Origin of the sequence: Alkalicaulis satelles (assembly GCF_008630495.1) — a bacterium.
GTDB lineage: Bacteria > Pseudomonadota > Alphaproteobacteria > Caulobacterales > Maricaulaceae > Oceanicaulis > Oceanicaulis satelles.
In genome coordinates, this window is sequence record NZ_VWOJ01000002.1 from 710,705 (window position 1) to 735,085 (window position 24,381).

Sequence of the window (24,381 nt, forward strand, 5' to 3'; positions counted from 1 at the left end):
GTTCGCCGATCAGCGTGTCTGCGTTGACAGGCGCGGCCCATGGCTTACCTTGCAAGCAGCAGGGGATTGCGCATATGCGCCGTATATCTGAGATCAGGAGAGGTTAATCATGCATCTTCACGTGATGGCGGCGGCTGCTGCTGCGATCATCCTGGCGCATGACGCGTCCGCCCAGAGCGCCCGGCCGATACCGGCTGAGGCGTTCGCCAAGGTGCCCGATATCCAGTCCGTGTCCATGTCGGATGACGGCCGGACGCTGGTCGGGCTGGTGGCGGATCCGTCATCGGATAATCAGCGCACGGCGCTGGCCACATGGGATCTCAGTGGTGACTCGCTGCCCCAGGTTTTGTCCGCCAGCGTGATTACGCCCAGCGGCGACCGCATGGAGTTCGTCCAGGCCAGCGCGCTGCCCGGCGGCAAGGTGCTGGCTGTCGGCCGTCAGGCCTGGACGGGCCGGCTTGGCGGGTGCGGCGAGGGCTTTACTTCCGGCGCCACTTCCACCTTCATTTTCCGCCAATATATCACCGACCAGCAGCATTCGAGCTTCGACCGGGCGTTCGAGAACGTTTCCCGCAATGTCGATATCAGCCGCGAACAGCAGCGCTGCCTGGATCTGGTCAATACGTCAGGGCTGGTGAGCACGCTGCCGCTTGAGCCGGATGTGGTGCTGGTCAGCCAGTTCAATCCGCGCACCTCCAGCTCGGACTACTACCGGATGAACCTGCGCACGGGTTCGACCGAGCTGCACCAGCGTATCGCTGGCCGCGCGCGTCCGGACGTGATCGATCCGCGCGACGGTTCGGTTCTCGTGCAAAGCCGCACGGTGGCGGAAGGATCTGACTTCCGGATCGAATACCTGATCCGCAATGATGGCAATGGCGAGTTCGAGCTCCATGACGCGTTCACGACGCGGGCGACCGACCGTTTCAATGTGAACATCGTTGGCCGCGACGAGCAGAGCGGCCAGTATTATGTCGTGACTGACAAGTTTTCTGATCTGGCTGCGGTTTACTTCTACGACGCCAATGAGCGCCAGTTCAGCGATGAGCCTATTCTGGCCCATCCTGATTTCAGTGCGTCCAGCGTCATTCTCGGCCGCAACCCGTCCCAGTTCAACCAATTGCTGGGCTTCAGATATCTGGGCGCGCGCAGCGAGGTGTTCTGGCTCGATGAGCAGATGCGCTCAATCCAGGACGGGCTTGATGCCGCCTTCCCGGGACTGAACGTGTCTTTGAACAGCTGGTCAGACAATCTGGACCGCATCCTGTTCTCTGTGAGCAGTGGCGCACGCGCGCCGTCATACTACCTGCTCTCCAATATGCAGAACGTGCATCTCGTCGGGCACTCGCGTCCGTGGCTGGCGGACTATCCCATGAGCGACCCCGAGCTGATTTATTATGAGGCGCGTGACGGTCTGAGAATCCCGGGCATTGTGACCTTGCCGGCAGGCTGGTCGCCTGAGGACGGCCCCTTGCCGTCGATCGTTCTGCCGCACGGCGGCCCGTGGGTGCGTGACACAACGGCCTGGGACAGCTCGGGCTGGCCCCAATTCTTGGCCTCGCGCGGTTATGCCGTGCTGCAGCCTCAATATCGCGGCAGCACCGGTTTCGGCCGTGAGCTCTGGCTCGCCGGCGATAATGAGTGGGGCCAGGCGATGCAGGATGACAAGGATGACGGCGCGGCATGGCTCGTCGAGCAGGGCATCGCTGATCGCGACCGCATCGCCATCTTTGGCTATTCCTATGGCGGGTTTGCGGCTGCGGCGGCTGTGGTGCGCGAGAACAGCCCTTACCGCTGTGCGATTTCGGGCGCGCCGGTGACCGATCTGACCAGGATTGGCAATAACTGGAGCAGCAACCGCCTGCAGCGTGCTTTCCAGGGCCGGACGGTCTCGGGTATGGACCCGATCCGTCATACCGACCGCGCCAACATCCCGGTCATGCTCTATGTGGGTGACCGCGACGTGCGGACCCCGGCCTTCCATGCGCGCAATTTCTATAACCAGGTGCGCAATCGGGTGCCGGCTCAGCTGCATATCATCCGGGACATGCCTCACAGCCTGCCCTGGTATCCGCGTCACCATACCGAGACCCTTGGTCTGATCGAGAACTATCTCGCCAATGATTGCGGGCCCGGCGGGATGTAATCCCGCTCACGGCTCCAGACGCTAAAGGGCCCGCCGGAGCGATCCGGCGGGCCTTTTTCATCATGGTCTGTATGTCAGCGGCGCTGGCGTCTCAGGCTGCTTCCATGACCCGGGCGACTTCATTGACCAGATCGCGCAGATGGAAGGGCTTGGACAACACCTTGGCCTGGGCCGGGGCGTTGGCGCCGGCGTTCAGGGCCACGGCGGCGAAGCCGGTGATGAACATGATCTTCAGGCGCGGATCGATCTCGGCGGCCCGCCGGGCCAGCTCGATCCCGTCCACGCCGGGCATGACGATATCGGTCAGCAGCAGGTCATAACCGCCGGGCGCTTCGCCCAGAGCGGTCAGACCTTCTTCGCCGTCTGCGACGCTGTCCACCTCATGGCCGGCGCGTTCCAGCGCCTTGGCCAGGAAATCCCTCATGGAATCGTCGTCTTCGGCCAGGAGTATGCGGGCCATCAGGCGCCCCCTTCTTGTTTCCACCGTCTTTCAGCCTGACACATCAGGGTAAAGGTCTGCTGAACGGTGTTGGCGGGCCAGAGATTGACCTCACATGAGCGCAAGGCGAGACTGCAATATATGACCGGCCCCGATCCCAAAACTGATGCGGCGCCTGAAAGAGCGCCGGTACACGTGCACGCGCCGGCCCGGCGGGTTTCGCCCCTTGTCTTTGCGTCCCCTCATTCAGGCCGGGATTATACAGGGCGGGCCCTGGCGCGCGCCAGCCTGCCGCTGGGCGTGCTGCGCCAGTCTGAAGACGCCTATGTGGACGAGCTCCTTGCACGGGCGCCGGATCTGGGCGTGCCGGTGATCAAGGCGCTGTTCCCGCGTGTCTTTGTGGACGTGAACCGCAGTGAAGACGAGCTGGACCCCGACATGTTTGATCCGCCGCCTGCCGGTTTGGCTCAGGTCAGCGCCCGGGCGGCTGCGGGGCTGGGGGTTATCCCGCGCGTGGCGGCGGATGGCCGCGCGCTCTATGCCGGACGCCTGGCGCTGAGCGAGGCGCATGAGCGGCTGGCGCACTGTTACAGGCCCTATCACACAGCCTTGCGCAGCGAGCTGGAGGCGGCCCGGCAAGTCTGTGGCGAGGCGGTGCTGATTGACTGGCATTCCATGCCGGCGGCCAGTGCGCGCGGCGCGGATATTGTTCTGGGCGACCGCTATGGCGCATCCTGCAGCCGCGCCCTGACGGCGCGCGCCGAGACCCAGTTCCGCGCCCTCGGCTTCACGGTGATGCGCAACCGGCCCTATGCGGGCGGGTATACAACCGAACATTACGGGCGCCCGGCCTCCGGGGTTCAGGCGCTTCAGATCGAAATCAATCGCGGCCTGTATCTGGATGAACGCCAGGTGCGGCCTTCGGCGCGCATGCCAGCCCTGACAAAAGCGCTGACTCAATGGATTGAAGCGATGATCGAAGACAGCACCGGCGTGCTGCGGGCTGCTGAATGATTCAGTGACTTTACCGTGACATGGCGAGCAAGCCTGCGCTATACCCTTGCACGGGGAAAAAGCGTGTGACTTGGTGCCCGAGCGCTAATATAATTTGTCCGGACCATATCGCGCCGATTCGGCGCTTCGGACGTTTGTAAGGAACTGACGGACATGACCAACGCCATTGATCACCATGTCGGCAAGCGCATTCGCCGCCGCCGCCGCCTGCTGGGCCTGACCCAGCAGCAGCTGGCGGTGTCCGTGGGCATCCGTTTCCAGCAGGTCCAGAAATATGAAAGCGGCGCCAACCGCGTGAGCGCCAGCCGCCTGTTCGAGATCGCTGAAGCGCTGGACGTTCCGGTCCAGTATTTCTACGAAGGGCTGTCGGGCCGCGGCGAGAGCGCGGTGCCTGAAGGCGAGCACATCGCCGCCGACATCCTGTCGCAAAAAGAGACCCTCGATCTGATCCGGGCCTATTACAAGCTCAATGAGCGTCCGCGCCGGCGTCTGCTGGAGCTGGCCCGCTCGCTGGATCCCGATAGCAAGACTGACGCCGCCTGACCGCGATGCGGTCCGCACACGGCCTTCAGGACGAGCTGGTCTTTCTGGCGCAGCTGGCGGATACGGCGCGTCCGCTGGCCCTGCGCCATTTCCGCACCGGGATCGGCGCTGACTCCAAGGGCGCTGCTTCAGGCGCGGCGTATGATCCTGTCACCATTGCGGACCGGGATATCGAGACCGCCCTGCGCGCCCTGATCGCACAACACAGGCCCGGCGATGGCGTGCTGGGCGAGGAGCATGCGGCGAGCCCATCGCGCACCGGCCGCACCTATGTCATTGACCCTATTGATGGGACGCGCGCCTATATCGCGGGTCTGCCCACCTGGTGCGTACTGATCGCGCTCAACGATGCGAACGGCCCTCTGGCCAGCGTTATCGACCAGCCCTTCACCGGCGAGCGCTTTCTGGGGATCACGGGCCAGAGCGCCTGGCTCGATCACCAGGGCGAACGCACGCCGCTGGCCACCCGGCCCGTCACCCGGCTGGACGAGATGATCATTTCCACCACCGACCCCGGCCTGTTTGCGGGCGCGGAGGCTGAAGCCTTCAGCCGTCTGGCCGCTCAGGCGCGGGTGCGCCGCTACGGGCTGGACGCCTATGGCTACGCCGCCCTGGCGCTGGGCGGTGTGGATCTGGTGGTGGAGAACGGGCTCAAGCCCTGGGACGTGGCCGCGCTGGCGCCCGTTGTGACCGGCGCCGGGGGCGTCATCACCGACTGGCGCGGCGGACCCTGCCATGAAGGCGGTCAGGTGGTCGCCGCGGCCAGCCCCGGCCTGCACGCGCGCGCACTTGAGGCGCTGCGTGATGCGGCTCGGTAAGGCGCAAAGCCCGCAAACCTCGAAGGGTTGAACCTGCGCCGCCGCCGCGCCATGTGTTGACCGACACGGCAAAGGCGGCCCCGATATGTTCATCCAGACCGAACCCACCCCCAATCCCGACACGCTGAAATTCCTGCCCGGCCAGGCCATCTCGCCGGATACGCCGCGCGATTTCGCCACGGCGGAAGCTGCGCAATCCTCTCTGCTGGCCCGTGATCTGTTCGCCATTGAAGGCGTGGCCGGGGTGTTCGCCGGGGAGGATTTCGTCTCCGTCACCAAGCACGAGGACGCTGACTGGATCCATATCCGCCCGGCCATTCTGGGCGTGATCATGGATGCGGTGCAGTCGGGCCGGCCTCTGTTCGACGGCGCCGCCGGAACCGGCCACGCCGCCTATGAGGGCGAGGCCGAAGGTATTGTGAAAGAGATACTGGACGTGATCGACACCCGCGTACGCCCGGCTGTGGCGCGCGATGGCGGGGATATCGTCTTCCACGCCTATGACGAGGGCAGCGGCGTGGTGCAGCTGCACATGCGCGGCGCCTGTGCGGGCTGCCCGTCCTCCACCTACACCCTCAAGCAGGGCATCGAGAATCTGCTCAAGCACTATGTGCCTGAGGTCACGGCCGTGGAGGCGGTGGTTTAGGCCGTTTCCGGCTGCGAAACAGGGTGTTTCCCGGGCGCGGGGTGGCGCCTGGCGGGGCCGTGACCTAAGTCCAGACCCTGATCATAACGGCCCAAGCTTTCAGGAGACCTGCCCATGTCCAACGCCCCGCTCGCCCTTGCCGACCGTCACAATCCGCTGGACGATCATGCGCTCGACCAGCTTTTCCGCGGCGCGCGCACCTTCTATTCCTGGACTGACCGGGATGTCTCCGACACCACGCTCAAGGCGCTCTACGAGCTGTTGCAATACGGCCCCACCAGCGCCAATCAGAGCCCGGCCCGCTTTTTGTTCCTGAAAGGTGACGCCAAGGCGCGTCTGCGCCCGCACCTGATTGAGTCCAATGTGGAGAAGACCATGACCGCGCCGGTCACCGTGGTGCTGGCCTGGGACTGGAATTTCCATGACAAGGTGCCCGAGCTGTTCCCGCACAATCCCGAAGCGCGCGACTGGTTCGCCAGCGACGAGGCGCGCTTTGAGAACGGTTTCCGCAACAGCTCGCTCCAGGGCGCCTATCTGATCCTGGCCGCGCGCGCGCTGGGCCTGGACAGCGGCGCCATGTCCGGCTTTGACAAGGCGGGCGTGGACGAGACCTTCTTCAAGGGTGATGAGAAGATGGGCGCCTGGCGCTCCAACTTCCTGATCAATCTGGGTTATGGCACCGAGGACAAGCTATTCCCGCGCCTGCCCAAGCTCGGCTTTGATACGGCGGCGTCGATCCTGTCCTGACGCGCGCTCAAGCCTGAGCCATCACACTTCAAGACCGGACAGCGCCCGGGCGAAATCCCGGGCGCTGAAGGCTTGCAGGTCCGCCTCGCCCTCCCCGACGCCGATGAAGTGGATGGGCAGATTGTACCGCTCGGCCACCTGGACCAGCGCGCCGCCTTTGGCGGTGCCGTCCAGCTTGGTCATGATCACGCCGGTCACCCCGCCCGCCTCGATAAAGGCTTCGGCCTGGGACAGGGCGTTGGAGCCCACCGTGCCGTCCAGCACCAGAATGACATGGTGGGGCGCGCTCTCGTCGATCTTGCGGATCACACGGATGATCTTGCGCAGCTCCTCCATGAGCTCGGCCTTGTTCTGCAGCCGTCCTGCCGTGTCGATGAGCACGGCGTTCGCGCCCTCGCGCCTTGCCGTCTCCACCGCGTCATAGGCCAGCCCCGCCGCATCCGAGCCGATGGGCCGGCATAAAAACCGCGCGCCCGCACGCTCTGACCAGACCTGCAATTGCTCAACGGCGGCGGCGCGGAACGTGTCGCCCGCTGCGGTGACGACAGAGGCGCCCTCGCGCGCCATTTTCACTGCGATCTTGCCCAGCGTGGTGGTCTTGCCCGAGCCGTTGACGCCCACGAACACCACCACGCGCGGGGCCGGGCCGGACATGTCCAGCGGCTGCTCACACGGGGTCAAAGTTTCGGCGACCACCCCGGCCAGCGCCTCGCGGATATCGTCGCCGGTGACTTCCTTGTCGAACTTGTCGCGGGCCAGCCGGGCGGTGACGCGTGCTGCGGCGGCGGCGCCCAGATCGGCCGCGATCAGCAATTCCTCCAGCTCTTCCAGCGCCGCATCATCCAGGCGGCGCTTTGAGAACAGCGTGGTGAAGGAGTCCGACAGGCGCGAGGAGGATTTCTTCAGCCCCGCCGCCAGCCGCGCCAGCAGCCCCTTGCGGGCAGGCTCGGCGGGAATGTCAGGGGCCGGGGCGGGTTCAGGTTCTGCGGCCCGTTCGGTGGCAGGTTGTGGGGCGGGTTCAGGGGCAGGTGCAGCTTGCGGCGCAGGTTCAGAGGCGGCGTCCGGCTCCGCCAGCGCCTCAATCTCAACAGCCTCAGACTCAACAGCCTCAGACTCAACAGCCTCCGGCGTGGGCGTTTCGTCTTTCACCGCGTCTTTTGCCGCATCCTTCTTGCCAAAACCGAAACGGAACCAGCTCATGGGGCGGCCTCCAGCGCCTGGGCGGTCAGTCTCTGCCCGTCATGACCGGTGACCGCCGCACGGATCAGCGCGCCGGGCCGGGCGGGGGCGTCGATGCGCACCGGGGTGAAATCGGCCGCGCGGGCCTGGCCGCCGCGCTCCATCAGCACCTCCAGCTCGGCGCCCTGATGACGCTCGAGATGGCGGGCGAGCGCCTTCGCTCCGGCCTCGCGCAGGCGCGCGGCGCGATCCTTGATCACCGCGCGGTCCAGCTGGGGCATGCGCGCGGCGGGCGTGCCGGGCCGTGGCGAGAAGGGGAAGGCGTGCACGAAGGCGAGATCGCACTCCTCCACCAGAGCCAGCGTGTTGGCGAACATGTCTTCGGTCTCGGTGGGAAAGCCCGCAATCAGGTCTGCGCCGAACGCGATATCGGGCCGCGCGGCGCGTAAAGTCCGGGTCAGGGCGATAGCGTCATCGCGCAGATGACGGCGCTTCATGCGTTTCAGGATCATGTCATCGCCCGCCTGCAGCGACAGATGCATATAGGGGCACAGCCGCTCCTCCTCGGCGATCACGCGCATCAGGTCGGAATCAATCTCGATGGCGTCGATGGACGACAGGCGCAGGCGCCTCAGCTCGGGGACTTGCTTCAGGATCGCGCGCACCAGACGGCCGAGCTTGGGCGCGCCGGGCAGATCGCCGCCCCAGCTGGTCAGATCGACGCCGGTGAGCACCACCTCGCTATGGCCGGTCTCCACCAGGCGGCGCACCTGATCGACCACCTCGCCCGCCGGCGCGGAGCGGGCATTACCCCGGCCATAGGGGATGACGCAGAACGTGCAGCGGTGATCGCATCCGGTCTGGACCTGCACGAAGGCGCGGGCCCGGTCCTCCAGCCCGTCCACCAGATGGGGCGAGATTTCACGCACCTGCATGATATCGCCGACGCTGACCCGCTCGCCGCCGGATACCGCCAGCGTCTGGAAGCTCTCGGCGCGCAGCTTCTCGGCATTGCCCAGAACTGTGTCCACCTCGGCCATGCGCGCAAAGCGCTCGGGCTCGATCTGGGCGGCGCAGCCGGTGACGATCAGGCGCGCATCGGGGCGTTCGCGGCGCAGCCGGCGCAGGGTCTGGCGCGCCTGGCGCACGGCTTCCGACGTGACCGCGCAAGTGTTGACGATCACGGCGTCCTGAAGGCCGGCGGCGCGGGCGTGATCGCGCATCACCTCGCTCTCCCAGGCGTTCAGCCGGCAGCCGAAGGTGACGATCTCCACCCCGCGCGCAGGCGCGTCAGGGCCCTGTTCGGGAACCTCGGGGGCGGTGATGGCGTCCAGCTCGTTCATGCGCGCGCAAAGTGGGCGCGGGGCGGGGCGCGGTCAAGCCGGGCGCGTGCGCTGCATGACGGTCCCGGCGCGCCCAATTTCCGCCCGAAGCCTTGCCTTTCATGGCTGAAGGGGCCAAGCCAGTCTGCAGGCCTGCCAGCCGACGGCGAACGGTACCGCCAGATCAAGGGACGGTCATGACGCAGTATGATTCCGCCACCCGCCAGCCTGTGGCGCGCAAGGCGCGCTTTACCGGGCCGGGCCAGTACATCCTGTGGATGATGGTGTTCATCGCCGCGGTGGCGGGCATATGCGCCTTGCTGGCTGCGCCGCTGGTCACCGCATTTCAGGCCAATCCGGCGATCAATGGCGTCATTCTGGGCGTGCTGGTGATCGGCATCGCCTACACCTTCCAGCAGGCGCTGGCCATCGGGCCGAGCGCGCGCTGGCTGGTGCGCCTGCATGATGCCGATCACCCTGAAGACCTGCCGTCTCCGCCGGCCCTGATCGCGCCCATGGCGGCGCTGATCACCGATGCGGCGGACGGGCGCTCGCGCCTGTCGGCGGCCTCGGCGCGCGTGGTGCTGGATTCAGTGGCTGCGCGCATGGCGGAGAGCGGCGCGTTCACACGCTATTTCGGGCGGCTTCTGATCTTCCTCGGCCTGTTGGGCACGTTCTACGGCCTGCTGCTGGTGGTGTCGGATGTGGGCGACGCCGTGCGCGCAGTGTCAGCCACCGCCACGGGCGCCGGCGAGGCCGACGCCATGGCCCTGATGGCCGCCATTGAAGAACCGGTCCAGGGCATGGGCACGGCCTTCGCCTCATCCCTGTTCGGCCTGGCCGGGTCGCTGATCATCGGGTTCCTGGAGCTGCAGGCGAGCCGGGCGCAGAACCGTTTCTATAACGAGGTGGAGGAATGGCTCTCCTCCATCTCGCGCCTGTCGGCGGCGGGGCCTGCCGGGGCGGGCGAGGAGACGGGCGGCGCCTATGTGGGCGCGCTGCTGGAGCAGAGCGCGGACGCGCTCGACCGGCTCTCCCACACGCTGGAGCGCCACACCCGCCAGCTGGAAACCATCATGACGCGCTTCGCCGAGGATTCGGCCGAAAGCCAGCGCGAGGCCGCCCGGCTCCTGCGCGATGAGATCAAGGTGCTGGTGCGCGCGCTGGAAGCCCAGGCCCGGCTCAACCGCGAACGCGGCGGCGAGGGACGCTAGCCCATGGCCCTGCCGCGCCATATCCAGTTCGGCCAGAACGACCAGGGCGATTACTGGCCGGGCTTTGTGGACGCGCTGGCGACGCTCTTGCTGGTGATCGTGTTCCTGCTGGCGGTGTTCACGGCGGGCCAGTTCGCCCTTTCCACCGCCCTGTCAGGCCGGGACGAACAGCTCGCCGAGCTCAATGCGCGCCTGTCCACCCTGGCCCAGGAGCTCAATCTGGCGCGCAGCGAGAACGAGCAGCTGGCCCTGCGCGTGCGCGGGCTGGAGAGCGAGCGCGACGCGCTGGCCGCCACCAACCTGGCGCTGGAAGCCTCCATGGCGGGCCTGCGCGAAGGGCTGGCCGCGGCCCGGGCTGCGCTGGAGGAGGAAGAGGCGCTGAGCGAGGAGGCCCAGGCCACCATCGCGCTTTTGAACAACCAGATGGCCGCCCTGCGCGAGGAGCTGGCGCGCCTCAATGAGGCTCTGAACGCCGCCGAGGCGCGCGAGGCCGAGCTGGAGGCCGAAGTGGTCAATCTGGGCCGCCGGCTGAATGCGGCGCTGGCCAGCGAGGTGGCGCGCCTGGCGCGCTACCGCTCCGATTTTCTGGAAGCCATGATGGGCGTTCTGGGCGACCGCTCGGGCGTGCGCGTATCGGGTGACCGCTTCGTGTTCGAAACCGACATATTGTTCGCCTCGGGCTCAGCGGAGCTGTCCGAGGATGGCCGCGCGGCGCTCACCCCCATCGCCGACGCGATTCTGCAGCTGATCGGTGAATTGCCCTCCGATCTGGATTGGGTGCTGCGCGTGGACGGCCATACCGACCGGGTGCCGCTGGGTCCCAGCGCGCCCTTCCGGTCCAACTGGGAGCTGTCCACCGCGCGCGCCCTGTCAGTGATCGAATATCTGGAATCGCGCGGCGTGCCGTCGCGGCGCCTGTTGGCGGCGGGCTTTGGCGAGCATCACCCCATCGCCCAGGGGCGCACCGCGGAAGCCTATGCCCGCAACCGCAGAATCGAGCTGAAACTGGACGCGCGATAGGCGATCAGAGGCGCCGCCAAACCGTCCGGGCACGGATATCCACAAGATTGTAACGGCGCTGTTACGGTTAAGTCCTTGACCTGCTTCACGCTGAGTCTGGGCGCTTGTCTCGCGCGCGTGTGGGGTATATACACCGCCGCTCAATTTCGGCAGGATTGCATGTGCGGGCGGCAAGTCCCGCGTGCAGACTGTCCGGAGGATCGAAACGCAACACATGTCAGACTGTCCGCCTTCGGGCGGGGCTGACGGATGAGGGCCGGAGCGGCGCAATGAAACAGGACATTCACCCGGACTACCACTTCATCGAGGTGGTGATGACCGACGGGACCCGGTTCAAGACCCGCTCCACCTACGGCAAAGAAGGCGATGTTCTGAACCTGGACATCGACCCGCGCACTCATCCGGCATGGACCGGCGGGACCCAGACCCTCCTGGACCGCGCGGGCCGCGTCTCGAAATTCAAGGACAAGTTCAAAGGCTTTGGTGTCTAACCGTCCATCCCCCCTCGATCGGACGAGAGCCTGGCTCCACCATCGCCTTTAGAGGAACGCCCGCAGCCCCCCCTCGGCTGCGGGCGTTTTCCGTTTCAGCGCTGGCCTGCCCGCGCCCTGCGGCGCCGTGGCGCTTTTCCCGGGCGCTGCGCGCGTTATGGTGTGGCCCATGAGCAAAGCTGTGTTTTCCGGTGATGTGATCGTATCGGGCGGCGGCCTGGCCGGCCTGACGCTGGCGCTGGCCCTGCACCGCGCGGGCCTTGCCGTGGCGGTGGTGGATGCGCTGGCGCTGGACGCGCGCACCGCGCCAGCCTTTGACGGGCGCGCCTCGGCGCTGGCCTACACCAGCTGGCGCGTGCTCGAGGCGGTGGGCGCAGCGGATCATCTCCAGCCCCATGCCCGGCGCATTGAAGACATTCTGGTGGTGGATTCGCGGCCCCTGGACGGGCTGAAGCGCGGCGGGCCGGGCCCGGACCAGCTGCATTTCGACCGCCGCGAAATTCATCCCGAAGACGATGGCGAGCCGCTGGGCTGGATGGCCGAAAACCGTCATACGCGCCTGGCGCTGGCCCGGGCCGCTGATACGGCGGGGCTGACTGTGTTTGCGCCCGCCCGGGTAACGGGCATGGAAGATCTGGGCGCGCGCGCGCGCGTGACCCTGGACGACGGGCGCATGCTGGAGGCCGCGATGGTGGCGGCGTGCGACGGCAAGGCCTCTCCCTTGCGCGAACAGGCGGTCATCCGCACTTTCGGGCGGCGTTATAATCAGGACGCGCTGGTGCTCACGGTGGAGCATGAGCGCGATCACCAGGGCGTGGCCTATGAGGTATTCATGCCCGCCGGTCCCTTCGCCATCCTGCCTCTGCCGGGCAAGCGCTCCAGCCTGGTGTGGACCGAACGCACAGCGGCGGCCCATGCGCTTGAAACCATGGACGAGGCCGGCTTCCAGGAGGCGCTGGAGGCGCGCTTTGGTGATTTTCTCGGCGCGGTGCGCCCGGTCAGCCAGCGCTGGCGCTATCCCCTGGGTCTTCGCATGGCCGAGCGCTTTCACGCGCCGCGCCTGGCGCTGGTGGGCGATGCGGCCCGGGCCATCCATCCCATCGCCGGTCAGGGCTTCAATCTGGGCATACGCGATGCGGCGGCGCTGGCCGACGGCGTGGTGGAGGCCAAGCGGGCCGGGCTGGATATCGGATCTGAAGCGGTGCTGGGGCGGTATGACCGCTGGCGGCGGACCGACTCAGCGGCGCTGGCCCTGGGCACGGACGCCATCAACGCCCTGTTCGCCAATGATCATGCCATGATCCGCACCGTGCGCGGGCTCGGCCTGTCCATGGTGGACCGCATTCCGGCGGCCCGGCGCTTCTTCATGCGCACGGCGGGCGGCGAGACTGGCGATCTGCCTGCCCTTCTGCGCGGCGAGCCGCTCAGCCTTTAGAGCGTGACCGGACCTGACTGCGTCAGGCCACACGCTCCAGGGCTATGATCTGGAGCGCAATTTATCCGAAAACCGGTTCCCAGTTTTGCCGATTACGCTCTAGCGATACTTATAGCGGGTTTTCCGCAGGCGCGCCCGTTTCCGGATTCAGGCGGCGCGGCGCGCCCAGCCGCGCAGGCCCCAGAAACACCGCACCGTCCTGCAGGCGCAGGGGCAAGGCGATGCCTTCCTGGCGCGGCGGCGCCATCAGCGCGGCCAGGCGCAGGGCCTGGCCCTGTTCTTCATTGACCAGGCCGGCCGCCACCAGCGCGCCCGACAGGCGTTCGGGATTGGACACGATCACGCTGAGCCGTCCCGCCGGGCGCGTCAGCGCGTCCAGCGTCAGCTCGCCCGAACCGCTGATCAGGGCCGCGCCCCATTCCAGGCGCGCCTGACGCACCTCGATGGCGCCGCCCTCGCGCGCCCAGTGTCCGGTATCGCCCGTGGCCGCCAGCAAGGGCCAGGCGCGCAGGCGCGCATCCAGCCGCACCAGCTCCGCCTCGCGCCCGAAGGCCTGCGCCACATTCTCCGGCAAGGCGCCAGCGCCATAGCGCGCCCCGGTGACTTCCAGGCGCAGGGCGAAGGTGTCGTCCGCGCCGGCCAGTCCTTCGGCGACCAGCCGGTCCAGACCGCTGAACACCGGTTCGGGGCCTTCCAGCGCTGTCAGGGCCAGGCCTGTGAACTCTGCGCCCAACCGCGTGGTGGCGCCGCCAGCCGCTACCACGGAGACGCGCGCGGCGTCCGCATCGATGCGGTAGCGCGCCGGGCCGCCGGCCATATCCACGGCGAATTCGCCTGCGCCATCGAGCACCAAAATCCAGTGATTGAGATTGTAGAACTGCGCCGTGGCCGCCAGGCGCTGATAGCGCGCGCTCCACCCGCCCGCTTGCGCCGGCGCTGTGATGTGCGGGTCAGATGCGCGCACCGAGAAGCGGAAGGGATAACCTGTCACCTCCAGGTCCTGATAGGCGATGGTGTAACCGGCCTCTTCCTGTTCTTCGATCCAGTCATGAGCGGCGGCGCGAATCTCGCCCGACATCCAGACCCAGTAGGCGCCATGGATGATGACCGCAGCCGCCAAGAGGGCGAACGGGATGAACAGGGTCAGGCGCGAGGATGGTGAGGCGGAGCGGCTCATCTTGGGGTCAGCCCTCCCGGGCGCTGGCGAGAAGGGCGTTGGAGGCGGTCTCGATGCGGGTTTCCAGCTCGGCCATGAACGCGTCCTTGGCAAGGCCCGGCTCAATCGCGGGCAGGAATTCCACGATGATGGTCCCGGGCCGGCGCACAAAGCCGCGCGGCGGCCAGTAAAGCCCTGAATTGAGCGCCACCGGAATGCAGGGCGCGCCCATGGCCGAATACAGCCCGGCCACGCCCGGCTTGTAGCTCTCATGCTCGCCCGGCGCCAGTCTGGTGCCTTGCGGAAAGATCACCACCTGGCGGCCTTCGCCCGCCCGTTCGCGGGCCTGTTTGAGCATGGCGCGCAGCGCCTTGGCCCCGGCGGCGCGGTCCACCTTGATATTTTTCAGCTTCATGGCGTACCAGCCGAAAAAGGGCAGATAGCTGAGCTCTTTTTTCAGGATGATGGCCGGATCGGGCAGGATCGCCCACAGGGCCAGGGTCTCGAACATGGACTGGTGCTTGGAGGCGACCAGCGCTCCGCCCTCGGGCAAGAACTCGCGCCCTTTCACCTGGTAACGCACGCCGCAAAGCACGCGCAAGCCTGCGAAAACCAGTGCGAGATAGACCCGGAAGGCGGCGCGCGTCCATTCGCGCGGACCCAGGAGGGTGGGCGCGAACAGGACGCCCAGCACGGCCATAAGCCCGTACATCCACACTACAAACAGGGCCGAACCGATCACATGCATCACAAGGGGTCATCCAAGGGTCTGGGGCCGTCAGCGGCCCGCCGCGCGCTCGCGCGCGAACACGGCGGCGTATTTGAGATATTCCTGCAGCCAGCGGCGCGCCTGGGCGGTGCTGGACCAGGGAGCGGGAGCGGACACGCCATAGGCGATCAGGTCAAGATCGGGTGCTGCAGCCCGCAATTCCAGCAGGGCGCGGGGCATGTGGTAATCGCTGGTGATCACCAGGATGGCGCCATAGCCGCGTTCGCGCGCCCAGGCCGCGGTTTCAATCGCATTGCCAGCGGTGTTGGCCGCCTCCAGCCCGAAATCCACACAACAGTCAAACAGATCGTCCGGCGCGCCGGCGGCGGCGGCGATATCAGCCGGCGGGCTGCCCGGATTGACCCCGGAGATGAGCAGGCGCCCGGCCTGTCCCGATTGCAACAGCTCCACCCCCGTCGCCACCCGCCCGCCCCCGCCGGTGAGCACCACCGCGCCCGGCGCGCTCACCAACGGGTCAGGGCCATAACCGCGCGCCTCGTTGAGGAACAGGGCGAATCCGGTGGCGAAGGCGAACAGCGCCACAAACGCGATCAGGCGTGCAGCCGACAATGCGCCCCTCATGGCCAGCGCGCCTTCAGCTCGGCACCCACGGCCAGGCGCGCCGTGCCAGCGGCGATCAGGGCCGAGGCCAGGGCCGCCACGGGCGGGATGGCCGCGGCGCTCCAGCCGATATCCAGCCCGGGCAGGAAGAAGGCCTGTCCCGCCGCGCCGCCCGCTTCAGCCAGCGCCAGCCCGGCGCCCACGGCCAGCACCGCGCCCGCCAGCCCGGCCTTCAGGCCCAGGAAGAAGAAGCGCCGCTGGAATATCCCGGTCACATACCGGTCCGGCGCGCCGACCAGGTGCAGCGCCTCGGCCACATCCCAGCGCGCCGCCAGCGAGGCGCGCGCAGCGAATGTGATCACCGCGCCCGCCGCCAGCACCAGCACGCCCATCAGCGCCAGAGCGAAATAGCGCACCGCCCCGGCGGCCTGCTGCACGGCGGCCTCCCAGCGGGCGTGATCATCCACCGCCACCTCATAGGGCTCATCGCTCAGGAGCGTCTCGATGGCGCCCGGCGCGGGCGGGTTTTCGGGATCGATGCGCACGGCGATCAGGCGCGGCACGGGCAGGTCATCGGGCAGGCCCGCCGGCCCAAGCCAGGGACGCAGCAGCGCTTCGGCGTCGGCCCGGCTGCGCGCATCGGCGGAAATCACGCCGGGCAGGCGCGCAATCTGCTGGGCGGCCAGATAGGCGTCGGCGTCCGCATCGCGGCCATCCACGGCGATGAGCTGCACGGTCAACTCGCCCGCCAACTGAGCGGTCCAGCCATCCGAGGCGCGCCAGGCGCCCGCCGCGCCCAGAGCGGCCAGGCTCGCCAGGAACACCAGGATCGCCGCTACGGCGAACAGGGGCCGGTCGCGCGCATGGTCAGGCGGCAGCAGCGGCGCGGTGCGGCGGGGCTTGTCCTGTGTGCTCATGCGGCTTTCGGCTTGCTGACAAGCCGTCCCTCCGCCAGCTCCAGAACCGGCGCGTTCAGCGAGCGCACCAGGGTGATGTCATGGCTGGCGATCAGCACGGTGGTCCCCAGCCGGTTCAACTCCACAAACAGACGCAGGAGCCGGTGCGCCATGGCCGGATCCACATTGCCGGTGGGCTCGTCTGCGATCAGGAGATCAGGGCGCGAGATCACCGCCCGGGCGATGGCGGCGCGCTGCTGTTCTCCGCCTGACAGGCTGGCGGGCAGGGCGTGGAGCCGCTCTCCCAGCCCCACCCAGGCCAGCAGATCGGCCACGTCATCAGCGTAACTGGCGCGCGCCTGTCCAGCCACGCGCAGCGGCAGGGCCACATTGTCGAATACGCTAAGATGCCCCAGCAGGCGGAAATCCTGGAACACCACCCCGATCCGGCGGCGCAGCCCGGGCAGATCCTCGCGCGGCATGAGGGCGGTGTCGCGCCCGAACAGGGAGATCAGCCCGCGCGAGGGCTGGCGATCGCGATAGATCAGGCGCAGGAGCGACGACTTGCCCGCGCCGGACGGTCCGGTGAGGAAATGGAAACTTCCGCTTGGTAGATCAAAGCTGAGATCGCTGAGGATTTCCGGTCCGCGGCCATAACGCAGGCCTACCGCATCGAACCGCACCGCAGGGTCGGTCTCGCGCGTCAGGTCCGGTGAAGGGCGCGGTGTCGGGGTCATCACTCGGCGGTGCGGGCCTGTACGAAGTTGCAGGATTCGCCGTCAACTATGCAGGAAAAGCGAGCCGTGCGTCCATGATCGTCACCTGTCCGAGCTGTGATGCGAAATACCGCGTCGAGCCTGCCGCGCTGGAGGCGCGGGGCGGACGGGTGCGCTGTGCGTCCTGTGGCCATCACTGGCAGGTGGAGGCCGAGGCGCTGACGCTGTCAGAACCCGCCGAGCCGCGCCCCAAACCCGCCGCGCCCGAGCCTGAGCCTGCGCCCAGCCTGAAGGACAAGCCCGCCGCCGCCGTGCGCGCGCGCGCCGAGGCCCGCCGCCGCAAGGCGCGCCTGGCCGCCGAAGGCGCGGGCTGGGCGGGCGTGGCAGCCGCCCTGGTGGTCATGCTGGCTGGCGCGGTGTTCCTGCGCGCCGATATCGTGTCGGCCTTCCCGCATGCTGCGGGCGCCTATGCCGCTGTGGGGCTGGAGACCCATCCCACAGGCCTGAAGGTGGAAGATCTCGGCGCGATGTTTGAAGATGTGGACGGCGCGCCCTCCCTGATCGTGGAAGGCGTGGTGCGCAACACCACAGCGCGCCTGCGCCGTACTGCGCCGCTCAAGGCCATGGCGCTGGATGAGCACGGCAATGTGCTGGCCGAATGGCGCGTCGTTCTGGAATCCACCGCCCTGCCAGGCGGCGGGTCAGAGCGCTTCCGCACCCTGATGACCGCCCCGCCCGACGCCGCGGTGCGCGTCGAGGTGATCGTGGAGGGGTGAGGCGGAAGGTCTCAACTGTTGTTCCAGCATTGCCGCGCAAATGGATGGGGCTAACAGGCTAATCAGGCGTGACGCACAAATTGGGAAGAGCGTTGATATCGGATATAGGTATCTGGCCTTCAGAGTTTCTCGCGCTTGAGTCCCGGTAGACAACCAGGGCCCGCACAGCGACCTGTTCATCGAGACAGTAGAGCATTTCCACCGGGGCCAGCCGCATACGGGTTGCAGCATCCTGCATGGCGGGATTGGTGACACGGCTAACGCGCCGGGTCTGTCGCCCAGAAGCGCAATGGACCTCGGGATCAACCGGCACGCCAGCGGAATCAGGCCGCAGCGCCAGGGCGCAGGCCATATGGCGTGCACCCATCTCTACGGCCGAAACCGGCATTAACGGCTCTGCGCGGACCAGAATTTGACCCAACGCTGGCGCCCAGCCCGCTTCATGGCGCACCATGACCAGATTTTCGGCAATTTCGATATGAGGAGGCGGTCCCCAACGCCTGCTTGGCTCCGGCAATGGCAATGAAATGGCCGCTAGGGCGGAGTCGGCGGCCAGTTGTATGTCTGCCGCTTCGGGAAGACCGGCAGGGCAGTCAGCCAACAGCCGGTCAGGCCCGCGCTCACCATCTGGCTGTTCGCTTTCTGCAAGGAGAGTGCAGATAACTTCTGTGCCGGGAAGGCCGCCTGCCAGCGTCAGCGCTAAGATCAGTGCGAGCATTTGCCCCTCCTGCACTCCTGATGCGCGAGATTAACGCCCGCGTTCAGACTCAGGCAAGCGCCCCCTACCCCACAAACGCCTTTTCAACCACATAATGGGCGGGGCGGGCGTTGGAGCCTTCTTCCAGACCGGCTTTTTCGCACAGGGCCTTGAGGTCGGCGAGCATCTCCATGGAGCCGCAGATCATCACCCGGTCGCGGGCCGGATCAAACGGCGCCACGCCCAGTTCATTGAAGAGTTCGCCAGATTCGATCAGCGTGGTGATGCGCCCCATGCGCTCTGAGGGTTCGCGCGTGGTGGTGGGGTAGTGGATGAGCTGTTTGGACGCCATCTCGCCCACCAGAACGTCCGCGCGCGCCGCCGCCACCAGCTCATGGCCATAATCCAGCTCTGCGGCTTCGCGGCAGGTATGGGTAAGGATCACCTTGGAAAAGCGCTCATAGGTTTCCGGGTCGCGCACGACGGCGGCGAAGGGCGCGATGCCGGTGCCGGTGGACAAAAGATAGAGCCGCTCTCCGGGCACGAGCGCGTCCAGCACCAGAGTGCCCACCGACTTGGTTCCCAGAAGGATCCTGTCGCCCACCTGGATGTGCTGGAGGCGCGAGGTCAGCGGGCCGCCAGGCACCTTGATGGAGAAGAATTCCAGCTCCTCGTCCCAGGCGGGGCTGGCCACCGAATAGGCGCGCAGAAGCGGCTTGCCGTCCACCTCAAGCCCCAGCATCACGAACTCGCCCGAGCGGAAGCGGAAGCTCTGCGGGCGCGTCACCCGGAAGGCGAACAGCCGGTCAGTGTAATGACGCACCGAAAGCACAGTCTGTTCCGTCACCGCCGCCATGCGCGAACCCCGTCCTTGGCCTCAGTCTGGCAAGGCTTCTAGGCGCGCGCCATGCGCTTGCCAACCGCCGCACTGTGTCGCAGGGGGGCCGGAACTCACGATCCCGCCTTCAGCGCGCCCTCTTCGGTGACGATCCAGTCCAGGCGCATGTCATGGCCCGCGCAGGGCACGCGCTTCATGCGCTGGGCGGCATAGGCGAGACCCACCGCCGTGACGGGGCCTTGCGCGCGCAAGGACGCCAGCGTGCGGTCATAATATCCCCCGCCATAGCCCAGCCGGCGGCCTTCATGATCGAAGGCCAGGAGGGGAACCAGGATGAGGGCGGGGGTGAGGGTTTGCGCGCCCGCGCCGGGCGTTTCGATGCCATAGGCGCCGGTTTCCAGCTCATCGCCCGGCGCCCAGGCCCGGAATGTCAGTGGCTGGTCCGGCCCGTCGACGCAGGGCAGGGCCAGGCGCGCCTGCTCGCACCAGAAGGTTTCCATCAGCGGGCCGGGGTCGATCTCTCCGCGCACCGGGCGGTAGCCGGCCACAACGCTGTGGAGCGGCGGCCAGAGGGCGTCAGGGAAGCGGGCGGCCAGACGTTCGCCGGCTTGCGGATCGGCCTTGTGAGCCGCCAGGCGGGTTTTCAGTGCGCGCTTGCGCGCCTGCTGTTTGCGCCAGATGGTCAGCATGCCCCTGTCCTGTTTGGAAGGGGAAAGGTGGCGGCGCCGGTTTCGCCGCTGGCCGTTGTCCAACCCTGATGACCCGGTAAACCAGGTGGGCGCCGCGTGACGGGGACCACGGTCCGCGTCAGAGGCAGCTCCCTCTCAGAGATGTAAGGTCGCCGGGATGTTAAGGCCTGGCGCACGAACGAGCTACCGCCGTTACAGAAGATGGGGCTGAACCGGTCCGGCCTCAAGCGTCTTGCTCATCGCTTGCGCCGGGTTGAACCAGCGCTTCCAGCCGGGCGGCTGCAGTATTGATCGCTTCGGCGGCGCGCGCCCTGTCGGCGCGCCTGCGCGCCTCGGCCTGGGACAGGCGCCCGCGCGTTTCGGTCAGGTCCTCCTCCAGCGCCTCGATGCGCCCCTGCGCCTCGCGCAGCTCGTCGCCCACGATCAGGGCGGCCATCAGCAGGAGGCGCACATCGCCGATCTGTCCGACACGCTCGGCCAGATCGCGCACATGCCCGTCCAGATGAGCGGCGAGCTCGCGCAGATAGGCCTGCTGGCCGTCCTCGCAGCCAATGGTGAAGGCGCGGCCATTGAGGGAAATCGTGACCTTGCTCACGCCTCGTCCTCCGCATCATCCACCGCGGGGTCTTCTGGCGCCGGTTTGGCGTCGAGCAGGGCCTGAAGCGCCTGTTCGGCCTGGACCAGCGCGGCGCTGGCGTCCCGGGCGGCCCCGGCCAGTTCGTGCTCGCGCCCGCGCGCCTCGTCCAGGGCGGCGGCGAGCCGGGCGCGGTCTTCATCGGCGCTGCGGGCGGCGGCGGATTCCGCCCCCGCATCCCCGGCGCGCCGGGACAGGCCGTCCATGCGGGCGGCCACAGCCGAAACCGCGCGCTCAAGCCGGGCGCCGGCCTCGGCCAGCGGATCGGCGTCGTCAGGGGGTGCAGCCTCGCTCATGGACGGCAGAATCCGCTTTTGCGCGGAAAAGTTCAAGCGATGCGTGAGGGCGCGCGCAGACCCGCGCACTGGCGCCGGTCTTGCGGATCAGCCATAAGTCAGACAGGTCTTGGGACCTGACGCGCAGGAGAGCTTCATGACCAAGCGCTATTTCGGCACGGACGGCGTGCGCGGCGAGACCAACAGCTTCCCCATGACGGCCGAAACCGCGCTGCGCCTGGGCATGGCGGCGTCGCGCTATTTCCGCCGCGCCGGGGGCGGGCGCCATTCAGTGGTGATCGGCAAGGACACAAGGCTGTCGGGCTATATGCTGGAAAACGCGCTGACGGCGGGCTTCACCAGCTCAGGGATGGACGTGTCCCTGTTCGGACCGGTGCCGACCCCGGCTGTGGCGACGCTGACGCGCTCGCTGCGCGCCGATCTGGGCGTGATGATCACCGCCTCGCACAACCCCTACAAGGATAACGGGATCAAGCTGTTCGGCCCTGACGGGTTCAAGCTGGATGACGCGGCCGAGCTGGAGATCGAGGCCCTGATGGACTCCGATCCGGCCGAGGCGCTGGCCGCGCCCGCCGATCTGGGCCGGGCCAAGCGCGTGGATGACGCCGCCGCGCGCTATATGGAAATCGTCAAGGCGACCTTCCCGCGCGCCATGCGCCTGTCGAATTTGCGCATCGTGGTCGATTGCGCCCATGGCGCGGCCTACAAGGTGGGCCCGCGCATTCTGTGGGAGCTGGGCGCGGACGTGGTGCCGCTGAACATCGATCCCAACGGCTTCAATATCAATGAGGAATGCGGCGCGGTCTCGCCCCAGACCATGGCCGAGCAGGTGCTCAAATACCGCGCTGATATCGGCATCGCCTTTGATGGCGATGCGGACCGGCTGATCGTCAGCGACGAAACCGGCCGGGTCATTGACGGCGATCAGCTGATCGGCCTCATCGCCCTGGCCTTCAAGGCCTCGGGGCGGCTGGCCCATGACACTGTGGTCACCACGGTGATGACCAATATCGGGCTGGAAAAAGCGCTCGCCGAGGCCGGCATCCGCATGGAGCGCGCCAAGGTAGGCGACCGCTATGTGGTCGAGGCCATGCGCGCGGGCGGTTTCAATCTGGGCGGCGAGCAGTCAGGCCATCTGGTGCTGTCCGATTTCGCCACCACGGGCGATGCGCTGATCGCCGCTCTGCAGGTGCTGGCGCTGCTGGTGGAGTCCGGCAAGAAGGCCAGCCAGCTTATGCGCGTGTTCACGCCGGCGCCGCAAATCCTGAAGAATGTGCGCTATGCGCCCGGCGCCGACCCGCTGGGCGCCGACGCGGTCCAGGCCGCCATCGCGGCGGGCGAGGCGCGCCTGAATGGCAAGGGCCGGCTGCTGGTGCGCAAATCGGGCACCGAGCCTCTCATCCGGGTCATGGCCGAGGGCGAGCGCAAGCTGGTGGCCCATGTGGTCGATGATATCTGCGCAGCGGTCAGCGCAGCGGCGCGCGCCTGAGCGCCAGGCGGCAAGGAGAAGTCATGATCACCGATATCGACCAGCTCGCGCGCGCCTTCGCGGTCATCTGCGCCAAGGCCGCCGTGCCGGTGATGGAGGTCTATGCCGGTGAGTTCTCGGCAGAGCAGAAATCCGACCGCTCCCCCGTGACCGAGGCGGACAAGCGCGCCGAAGCGGTGATCCTGCACGAACTGGCAGGCCTGATGCCCGGCGTGCCCGTGCTGGCCGAAGAGAGCTTCGAGGCGGGCCTGCGCCCGGATATTGCAGGCGAATTCCTGCTGGTGGACCCGGTCGACGGCACCAAGGAATTCATCAATAAAAATGATGAGTTCACCATCAATATCGCGCTCATCAGCGATCGCGCGCCGGTGGCCGGCTGCGTCTACGCGCCGGCCCTGTCGCGCATCTGGCTGGGCGGCGCGCGCGCGGCGTCTGCAGAGCTGGCGCCGGGCGCCGCCTTCGATCCTGACGCTGCCCGCCCCATCGCGACGCGCCAGCCGCCGGCGAACGGCCTGACCGCTGTGATGAGCCGCTCTCACGCGGACGAACAAACCCGCCGCTTCGCCGAGAAACTGGGTGTTACCGATGCGGTGAGCGCCGGCTCGTCGCTGAAATTCTGCCGGGTGGCGGAAGGCGCTGCGGACGTGTATCCGCGCTTCGGCCCCACCAAGGAGTGGGATACCGGCGCAGGCCATGCCGTGCTCAGCGCTGCGGGGGGCGCCGTGACGCGTCCTGATGGCGGTCCTTTCCGCTACGGCAAGACCGAAACCGACTATCTCAACGGCCCCTTCGTGGCCTGGGCGCAAGCGCCGCTCTAGCGCTCACAGCTCGGGGCGGGCGTCCTCGGTGGGGATGACCGGGTCGATGACGCTCATCTCGCCCTCGGCGCGCGGATCGGCGCTGGCGCGCGCGGCGCTTTCGCAGAAAAACCGGATATGCTGGTTGAAGACCTGCTGGGTATAGATGCCGAAATGGTTGGCGCCCTTCACCAGGGCGGCGTATTTCGGCCCTTGCGCGGCGTCATAGAGCCTGCGCCCGCGCCTGAGCGGTATCACCCGGTCGTCATCGCCATGCAGCCACAGGATGGGCGCGGTGACGCGGGCGATCTGGCGGATGGAATCATAGCGCTCCCGGAACAGCATGCGCGGCAGGATCCAGCCGGTGCGCGCGCGCACGATATCGCGGAAGCTGTCATAGGGCGCATGCAGGATCACCCCGCCCACAGGCCGCACTGCGGCGGCCTGCACCGCCGTGCCCGAGCCCATGGATTCGCCATAGATGACAATGCCCTGGGGATCGACGCCTTCGCAGGCGAGCTGGTCGAGGGTGAGAATGGCGTCGGCCACATTGACCCGCTCGCCGGGACGTCCCGTGGAGCCGTTAAAGCCCCGGTGGGCCAGCGCCGTGAAGCCCCAGCCGGCGGCCAGGAACATGCGAAAGAAGCGCGCCCGGCGCCACAGCGCCCGCCTGTTGCCGTGCAGATAGAGGATATGAGGCGCGCCCTCCCAGGCCGGGTCAGCGCGCCACAGCACCAGCGTCTGGCCGTCGCGGGTCTTTAGCTCGGTCTCTCGCGCGCGCGTCAGGCCGGCCTCGGCGGGGGCGATGCGGGTGGGGTCGGTGAAATAGATCAGCCGGCGCTGGGCCACGAACAGCACCGCCCACAGCGCATACACGCCCGCCAGCGTCAGCACCGCGCCCTGCACCCAGCCGGGCAGCCCGCTCCAGCCTTGCGCGGCGGCGTCCATCCAGTCCCATCCCCCCAGGCCATCCCCCCTCGTCATGGCGATGAGGCCAGAGTGCGGGCGGGGGCCAGGAGAGTCCAGCGCCTTCCATCGCGCCGCGCCATCGCC

The 24,381-nt window shown here is 67.6% G+C and carries 27 protein-coding genes and 1 other RNA gene; 13 read left to right on the top strand and 15 right to left on the bottom strand.

Annotated elements, in window-relative coordinates; all coding sequences use genetic code 11:
* The first annotated feature begins 109 nt into the window (after nt 1-109).
* Nucleotides 110-2,146 carry a S9 family peptidase gene (locus F1654_RS09055; RefSeq protein WP_233205203.1) on the top strand — a complete coding sequence of 679 codons (2,037 nt, stop codon included), beginning with the start codon at nt 110-112 and terminating at the stop codon, nt 2,144-2,146.
* Nucleotides 2,147-2,237: 91 nt separating this feature from the next.
* Here the strand turns inward: F1654_RS09055 and cpdR are convergent, their stop codons facing one another.
* Nucleotides 2,238-2,606, bottom strand: a complete 369-nt coding sequence (gene cpdR / locus F1654_RS09060; protein ID WP_150023197.1) for a cell cycle two-component system response regulator CpdR — start codon at nt 2,604-2,606, stop codon at nt 2,238-2,240.
* Between the two features lie 174 nt (nt 2,607-2,780).
* On the opposite strand from cpdR, the gene F1654_RS09065 reads away from it, so the two are divergent.
* From F1654_RS09065 to F1654_RS09085, 5 genes are all read left to right on the top strand, one after another.
* The gene (locus F1654_RS09065; RefSeq protein WP_233205204.1) at nt 2,781-3,599 is read left to right on the top strand and encodes an N-formylglutamate amidohydrolase; all 819 of its coding nucleotides are present in this window, start codon (nt 2,781-2,783) and stop codon (nt 3,597-3,599) included.
* A gap of 153 nt (nt 3,600-3,752) precedes the next feature.
* Nucleotides 3,753-4,142 (top strand): helix-turn-helix domain-containing protein, encoded by a 390-nt coding sequence (locus F1654_RS09070; RefSeq protein ID WP_150023199.1) that lies wholly within the window; start codon nt 3,753-3,755, stop codon nt 4,140-4,142.
* 5 nt (nt 4,143-4,147) lie between these two features.
* A complete protein-coding gene (locus F1654_RS09075; RefSeq protein ID WP_150023200.1) occupies nt 4,148-4,960 on the top strand; it encodes an inositol monophosphatase family protein in 813 nt (270 codons plus the stop codon).
* An 85-nt stretch (nt 4,961-5,045) separates the two neighbouring features.
* On the top strand, nt 5,046-5,606 hold the full coding sequence (locus F1654_RS14105; RefSeq protein WP_150023201.1) for a NifU family protein: 561 nt from the start codon (nt 5,046-5,048) through the stop codon (nt 5,604-5,606).
* A 114-nt stretch (nt 5,607-5,720) separates the two neighbouring features.
* On the top strand, nt 5,721-6,353 hold the full coding sequence (locus tag F1654_RS09085) for a malonic semialdehyde reductase (protein WP_150023202.1): 633 nt from the start codon (nt 5,721-5,723) through the stop codon (nt 6,351-6,353).
* Nucleotides 6,354-6,374: 21 nt separating this feature from the next.
* On the opposite strand, the gene ftsY is transcribed toward F1654_RS09085, so the two are convergent.
* Together ftsY and mtaB are read right to left on the bottom strand one after the other, a co-directional pair.
* Entirely contained in the window at nt 6,375-7,553 is a 1,179-nt protein-coding gene (gene ftsY, locus F1654_RS09090; protein WP_150023203.1) for a signal recognition particle-docking protein FtsY, read from the bottom strand.
* On the bottom strand, nt 7,550-8,875 hold the full coding sequence (mtaB, locus tag F1654_RS09095) for a tRNA (N(6)-L-threonylcarbamoyladenosine(37)-C(2))-methylthiotransferase MtaB (protein ID WP_150023204.1): 1,326 nt from the start codon (nt 8,873-8,875) through the stop codon (nt 7,550-7,552). The genes ftsY and mtaB overlap by 4 nt, the downstream gene beginning before the upstream one ends.
* Nucleotides 8,876-9,051: 176 nt before the next feature.
* Between mtaB and F1654_RS09100 the strand changes: the two genes are divergently transcribed.
* The 4 genes from F1654_RS09100 to F1654_RS09115 all read left to right on the top strand — a co-directional run bounded on the left by F1654_RS09100 (nt 9,052) and on the right by F1654_RS09115 (nt 13,014).
* On the top strand, nt 9,052-10,068 hold the full coding sequence (locus F1654_RS09100) for a hypothetical protein (RefSeq protein WP_150023205.1): 1,017 nt from the start codon (nt 9,052-9,054) through the stop codon (nt 10,066-10,068).
* 3 nt (nt 10,069-10,071) lie between these two features.
* Nucleotides 10,072-11,088, top strand: coding sequence for a peptidoglycan -binding protein (locus F1654_RS09105; RefSeq protein ID WP_150023206.1), 1,017 nt, complete (start codon nt 10,072-10,074; stop codon nt 11,086-11,088).
* Nucleotides 11,089-11,357: 269 nt separating this feature from the next.
* Nucleotides 11,358-11,579: a 50S ribosomal protein L31 gene (gene rpmE, locus F1654_RS09110; RefSeq protein ID WP_150023207.1), complete on the top strand. Its 222-nt coding sequence runs from the start codon at nt 11,358-11,360 to the stop codon at nt 11,577-11,579.
* A 169-nt stretch (nt 11,580-11,748) separates the two neighbouring features.
* Nucleotides 11,749-13,014 carry an FAD-dependent monooxygenase gene (locus tag F1654_RS09115; protein WP_150023208.1) on the top strand — a complete coding sequence of 422 codons (1,266 nt, stop codon included), beginning with the start codon at nt 11,749-11,751 and terminating at the stop codon, nt 13,012-13,014.
* A gap of 109 nt (nt 13,015-13,123) precedes the next feature.
* Here F1654_RS09115 and F1654_RS09120 read toward each other — a convergent pair whose 3' ends face one another.
* From F1654_RS09120 to ftsE, 5 genes are read right to left on the bottom strand one after another with little or no spacing between them, the layout of a single operon-like run.
* Nucleotides 13,124-14,191 (bottom strand): DUF2125 domain-containing protein, encoded by a 1,068-nt coding sequence (locus F1654_RS09120; RefSeq protein WP_150023209.1) that lies wholly within the window; start codon nt 14,189-14,191, stop codon nt 13,124-13,126.
* Between the two features lie 7 nt (nt 14,192-14,198).
* Nucleotides 14,199-14,918: a lysophospholipid acyltransferase family protein gene (locus F1654_RS09125; protein WP_199200522.1), complete on the bottom strand. Its 720-nt coding sequence runs from the start codon at nt 14,916-14,918 to the stop codon at nt 14,199-14,201.
* A gap of 30 nt (nt 14,919-14,948) precedes the next feature.
* The gene (locus F1654_RS09130; RefSeq protein ID WP_150023210.1) at nt 14,949-15,521 is read right to left on the bottom strand and encodes a YdcF family protein; all 573 of its coding nucleotides are present in this window, start codon (nt 15,519-15,521) and stop codon (nt 14,949-14,951) included.
* Complete coding sequence (locus F1654_RS09135; RefSeq protein ID WP_150023211.1) at nt 15,518-16,417, bottom strand: cell division protein FtsX; 900 nt, start codon at nt 16,415-16,417, stop codon at nt 15,518-15,520. Before F1654_RS09135 ends, F1654_RS09130 begins: the two co-directional genes overlap by 4 nt.
* A complete protein-coding gene (ftsE, locus tag F1654_RS09140) occupies nt 16,414-17,133 on the bottom strand; it encodes a cell division ATP-binding protein FtsE (protein WP_150023212.1) in 720 nt (239 codons plus the stop codon). Before ftsE ends, F1654_RS09135 begins: the two co-directional genes overlap by 4 nt.
* 74 nt (nt 17,134-17,207) lie before the next feature.
* Between ftsE and F1654_RS09145 the strand changes: the two genes are divergently transcribed.
* Nucleotides 17,208-17,888, top strand: a complete 681-nt coding sequence (locus F1654_RS09145; RefSeq protein WP_150023213.1) for a zinc-ribbon domain-containing protein — start codon at nt 17,208-17,210, stop codon at nt 17,886-17,888.
* Nucleotides 17,889-17,946: 58 nt separating this feature from the next.
* On the opposite strand, the gene F1654_RS09150 is transcribed toward F1654_RS09145, so the two are convergent.
* The 6 genes from F1654_RS09150 to F1654_RS09175 all read right to left on the bottom strand — a co-directional run bounded on the left by F1654_RS09150 (nt 17,947) and on the right by F1654_RS09175 (nt 21,042).
* Entirely contained in the window at nt 17,947-18,606 is a 660-nt protein-coding gene (locus F1654_RS09150) for a hypothetical protein (RefSeq protein WP_150023214.1), read from the bottom strand.
* Nucleotides 18,607-18,670: 64 nt separating this feature from the next.
* Nucleotides 18,671-19,441 (bottom strand): ferredoxin--NADP reductase, encoded by a 771-nt coding sequence (locus F1654_RS09155; protein ID WP_150023215.1) that lies wholly within the window; start codon nt 19,439-19,441, stop codon nt 18,671-18,673.
* Between the two features lie 95 nt (nt 19,442-19,536).
* Nucleotides 19,537-20,112, bottom strand: coding sequence for a 5-formyltetrahydrofolate cyclo-ligase (locus tag F1654_RS09160; protein WP_150023216.1), 576 nt, complete (start codon nt 20,110-20,112; stop codon nt 19,537-19,539).
* A gap of 29 nt (nt 20,113-20,141) precedes the next feature.
* Nucleotides 20,142-20,301, bottom strand: a non-coding RNA gene (ssrS, locus tag F1654_RS09165) — 6S RNA.
* A gap of 34 nt (nt 20,302-20,335) precedes the next feature.
* On the bottom strand, nt 20,336-20,707 hold the full coding sequence (locus F1654_RS09170; RefSeq protein ID WP_150023217.1) for a cell division protein ZapA: 372 nt from the start codon (nt 20,705-20,707) through the stop codon (nt 20,336-20,338).
* Nucleotides 20,704-21,042 (bottom strand): DUF4164 family protein, encoded by a 339-nt coding sequence (locus tag F1654_RS09175; protein WP_150023218.1) that lies wholly within the window; start codon nt 21,040-21,042, stop codon nt 20,704-20,706. The genes F1654_RS09170 and F1654_RS09175 overlap by 4 nt, the downstream gene beginning before the upstream one ends.
* A gap of 136 nt (nt 21,043-21,178) precedes the next feature.
* On the opposite strand from F1654_RS09175, the gene glmM reads away from it, so the two are divergent.
* Together glmM and cysQ are read left to right on the top strand one after the other, a co-directional pair.
* Nucleotides 21,179-22,531, top strand: a complete 1,353-nt coding sequence (gene glmM, locus F1654_RS09180; RefSeq protein WP_150023219.1) for a phosphoglucosamine mutase — start codon at nt 21,179-21,181, stop codon at nt 22,529-22,531.
* Between the two features lie 23 nt (nt 22,532-22,554).
* Nucleotides 22,555-23,349 (top strand): 3'(2'),5'-bisphosphate nucleotidase CysQ, encoded by a 795-nt coding sequence (gene cysQ, locus F1654_RS09185; RefSeq protein WP_150023220.1) that lies wholly within the window; start codon nt 22,555-22,557, stop codon nt 23,347-23,349.
* A gap of 3 nt (nt 23,350-23,352) precedes the next feature.
* Here the strand turns inward: cysQ and F1654_RS09190 are convergent, their stop codons facing one another.
* Nucleotides 23,353-24,312: an alpha/beta hydrolase gene (locus F1654_RS09190; RefSeq protein ID WP_150023221.1), complete on the bottom strand. Its 960-nt coding sequence runs from the start codon at nt 24,310-24,312 to the stop codon at nt 23,353-23,355.
* Nucleotides 24,313-24,381 lie beyond the last annotated feature (69 nt).

Excerpts from the sequence above, each read along its gene's own strand:
- F1654_RS09055 (WP_233205203.1), top strand. The coding sequence starts at position 110 with ATGCATCTTCACGTGATGGCGGCGGCTGCTGCTGCGATCATCCTGGCG.
- cpdR (WP_150023197.1), bottom strand. The coding sequence starts at position 2,606 with ATGGCCCGCATACTCCTGGCCGAAGACGACGATTCCATGAGGGATTTC.
- F1654_RS09070 (WP_150023199.1), top strand. The coding sequence starts at position 3,753 with ATGACCAACGCCATTGATCACCATGTCGGCAAGCGCATTCGCCGCCGC.
- F1654_RS09075 (WP_150023200.1), top strand. The coding sequence starts at position 4,148 with ATGCGGTCCGCACACGGCCTTCAGGACGAGCTGGTCTTTCTGGCGCAG.
- F1654_RS14105 (WP_150023201.1), top strand. The coding sequence starts at position 5,046 with ATGTTCATCCAGACCGAACCCACCCCCAATCCCGACACGCTGAAATTC.
- F1654_RS09085 (WP_150023202.1), top strand. The coding sequence starts at position 5,721 with ATGTCCAACGCCCCGCTCGCCCTTGCCGACCGTCACAATCCGCTGGAC.
- ftsY (WP_150023203.1), bottom strand. The coding sequence starts at position 7,553 with ATGAGCTGGTTCCGTTTCGGTTTTGGCAAGAAGGATGCGGCAAAAGAC.
- mtaB (WP_150023204.1), bottom strand. The coding sequence starts at position 8,875 with ATGAACGAGCTGGACGCCATCACCGCCCCCGAGGTTCCCGAACAGGGC.
- F1654_RS09100 (WP_150023205.1), top strand. The coding sequence starts at position 9,052 with ATGACGCAGTATGATTCCGCCACCCGCCAGCCTGTGGCGCGCAAGGCG.
- F1654_RS09105 (WP_150023206.1), top strand. The coding sequence starts at position 10,072 with ATGGCCCTGCCGCGCCATATCCAGTTCGGCCAGAACGACCAGGGCGAT.
- rpmE (WP_150023207.1), top strand. The coding sequence starts at position 11,358 with ATGAAACAGGACATTCACCCGGACTACCACTTCATCGAGGTGGTGATG.
- F1654_RS09115 (WP_150023208.1), top strand. The coding sequence starts at position 11,749 with ATGAGCAAAGCTGTGTTTTCCGGTGATGTGATCGTATCGGGCGGCGGC.
- F1654_RS09120 (WP_150023209.1), bottom strand. The coding sequence starts at position 14,191 with ATGAGCCGCTCCGCCTCACCATCCTCGCGCCTGACCCTGTTCATCCCG.
- F1654_RS09125 (WP_199200522.1), bottom strand. The coding sequence starts at position 14,918 with ATGCATGTGATCGGTTCGGCCCTGTTTGTAGTGTGGATGTACGGGCTT.
- F1654_RS09130 (WP_150023210.1), bottom strand. The coding sequence starts at position 15,521 with ATGAGGGGCGCATTGTCGGCTGCACGCCTGATCGCGTTTGTGGCGCTG.
- F1654_RS09135 (WP_150023211.1), bottom strand. The coding sequence starts at position 16,417 with ATGAGCACACAGGACAAGCCCCGCCGCACCGCGCCGCTGCTGCCGCCT.
- ftsE (WP_150023212.1), bottom strand. The coding sequence starts at position 17,133 with ATGACCCCGACACCGCGCCCTTCACCGGACCTGACGCGCGAGACCGAC.
- F1654_RS09145 (WP_150023213.1), top strand. The coding sequence starts at position 17,208 with ATGATCGTCACCTGTCCGAGCTGTGATGCGAAATACCGCGTCGAGCCT.
- F1654_RS09150 (WP_150023214.1), bottom strand. The coding sequence starts at position 18,606 with ATGCTCGCACTGATCTTAGCGCTGACGCTGGCAGGCGGCCTTCCCGGC.
- F1654_RS09155 (WP_150023215.1), bottom strand. The coding sequence starts at position 19,441 with ATGGCGGCGGTGACGGAACAGACTGTGCTTTCGGTGCGTCATTACACT.
- F1654_RS09160 (WP_150023216.1), bottom strand. The coding sequence starts at position 20,112 with ATGCTGACCATCTGGCGCAAACAGCAGGCGCGCAAGCGCGCACTGAAA.
- F1654_RS09175 (WP_150023218.1), bottom strand. The coding sequence starts at position 21,042 with ATGAGCGAGGCTGCACCCCCTGACGACGCCGATCCGCTGGCCGAGGCC.
- glmM (WP_150023219.1), top strand. The coding sequence starts at position 21,179 with ATGACCAAGCGCTATTTCGGCACGGACGGCGTGCGCGGCGAGACCAAC.
- cysQ (WP_150023220.1), top strand. The coding sequence starts at position 22,555 with ATGATCACCGATATCGACCAGCTCGCGCGCGCCTTCGCGGTCATCTGC.
- F1654_RS09190 (WP_150023221.1), bottom strand. The coding sequence starts at position 24,312 with ATGACGAGGGGGGATGGCCTGGGGGGATGGGACTGGATGGACGCCGCC.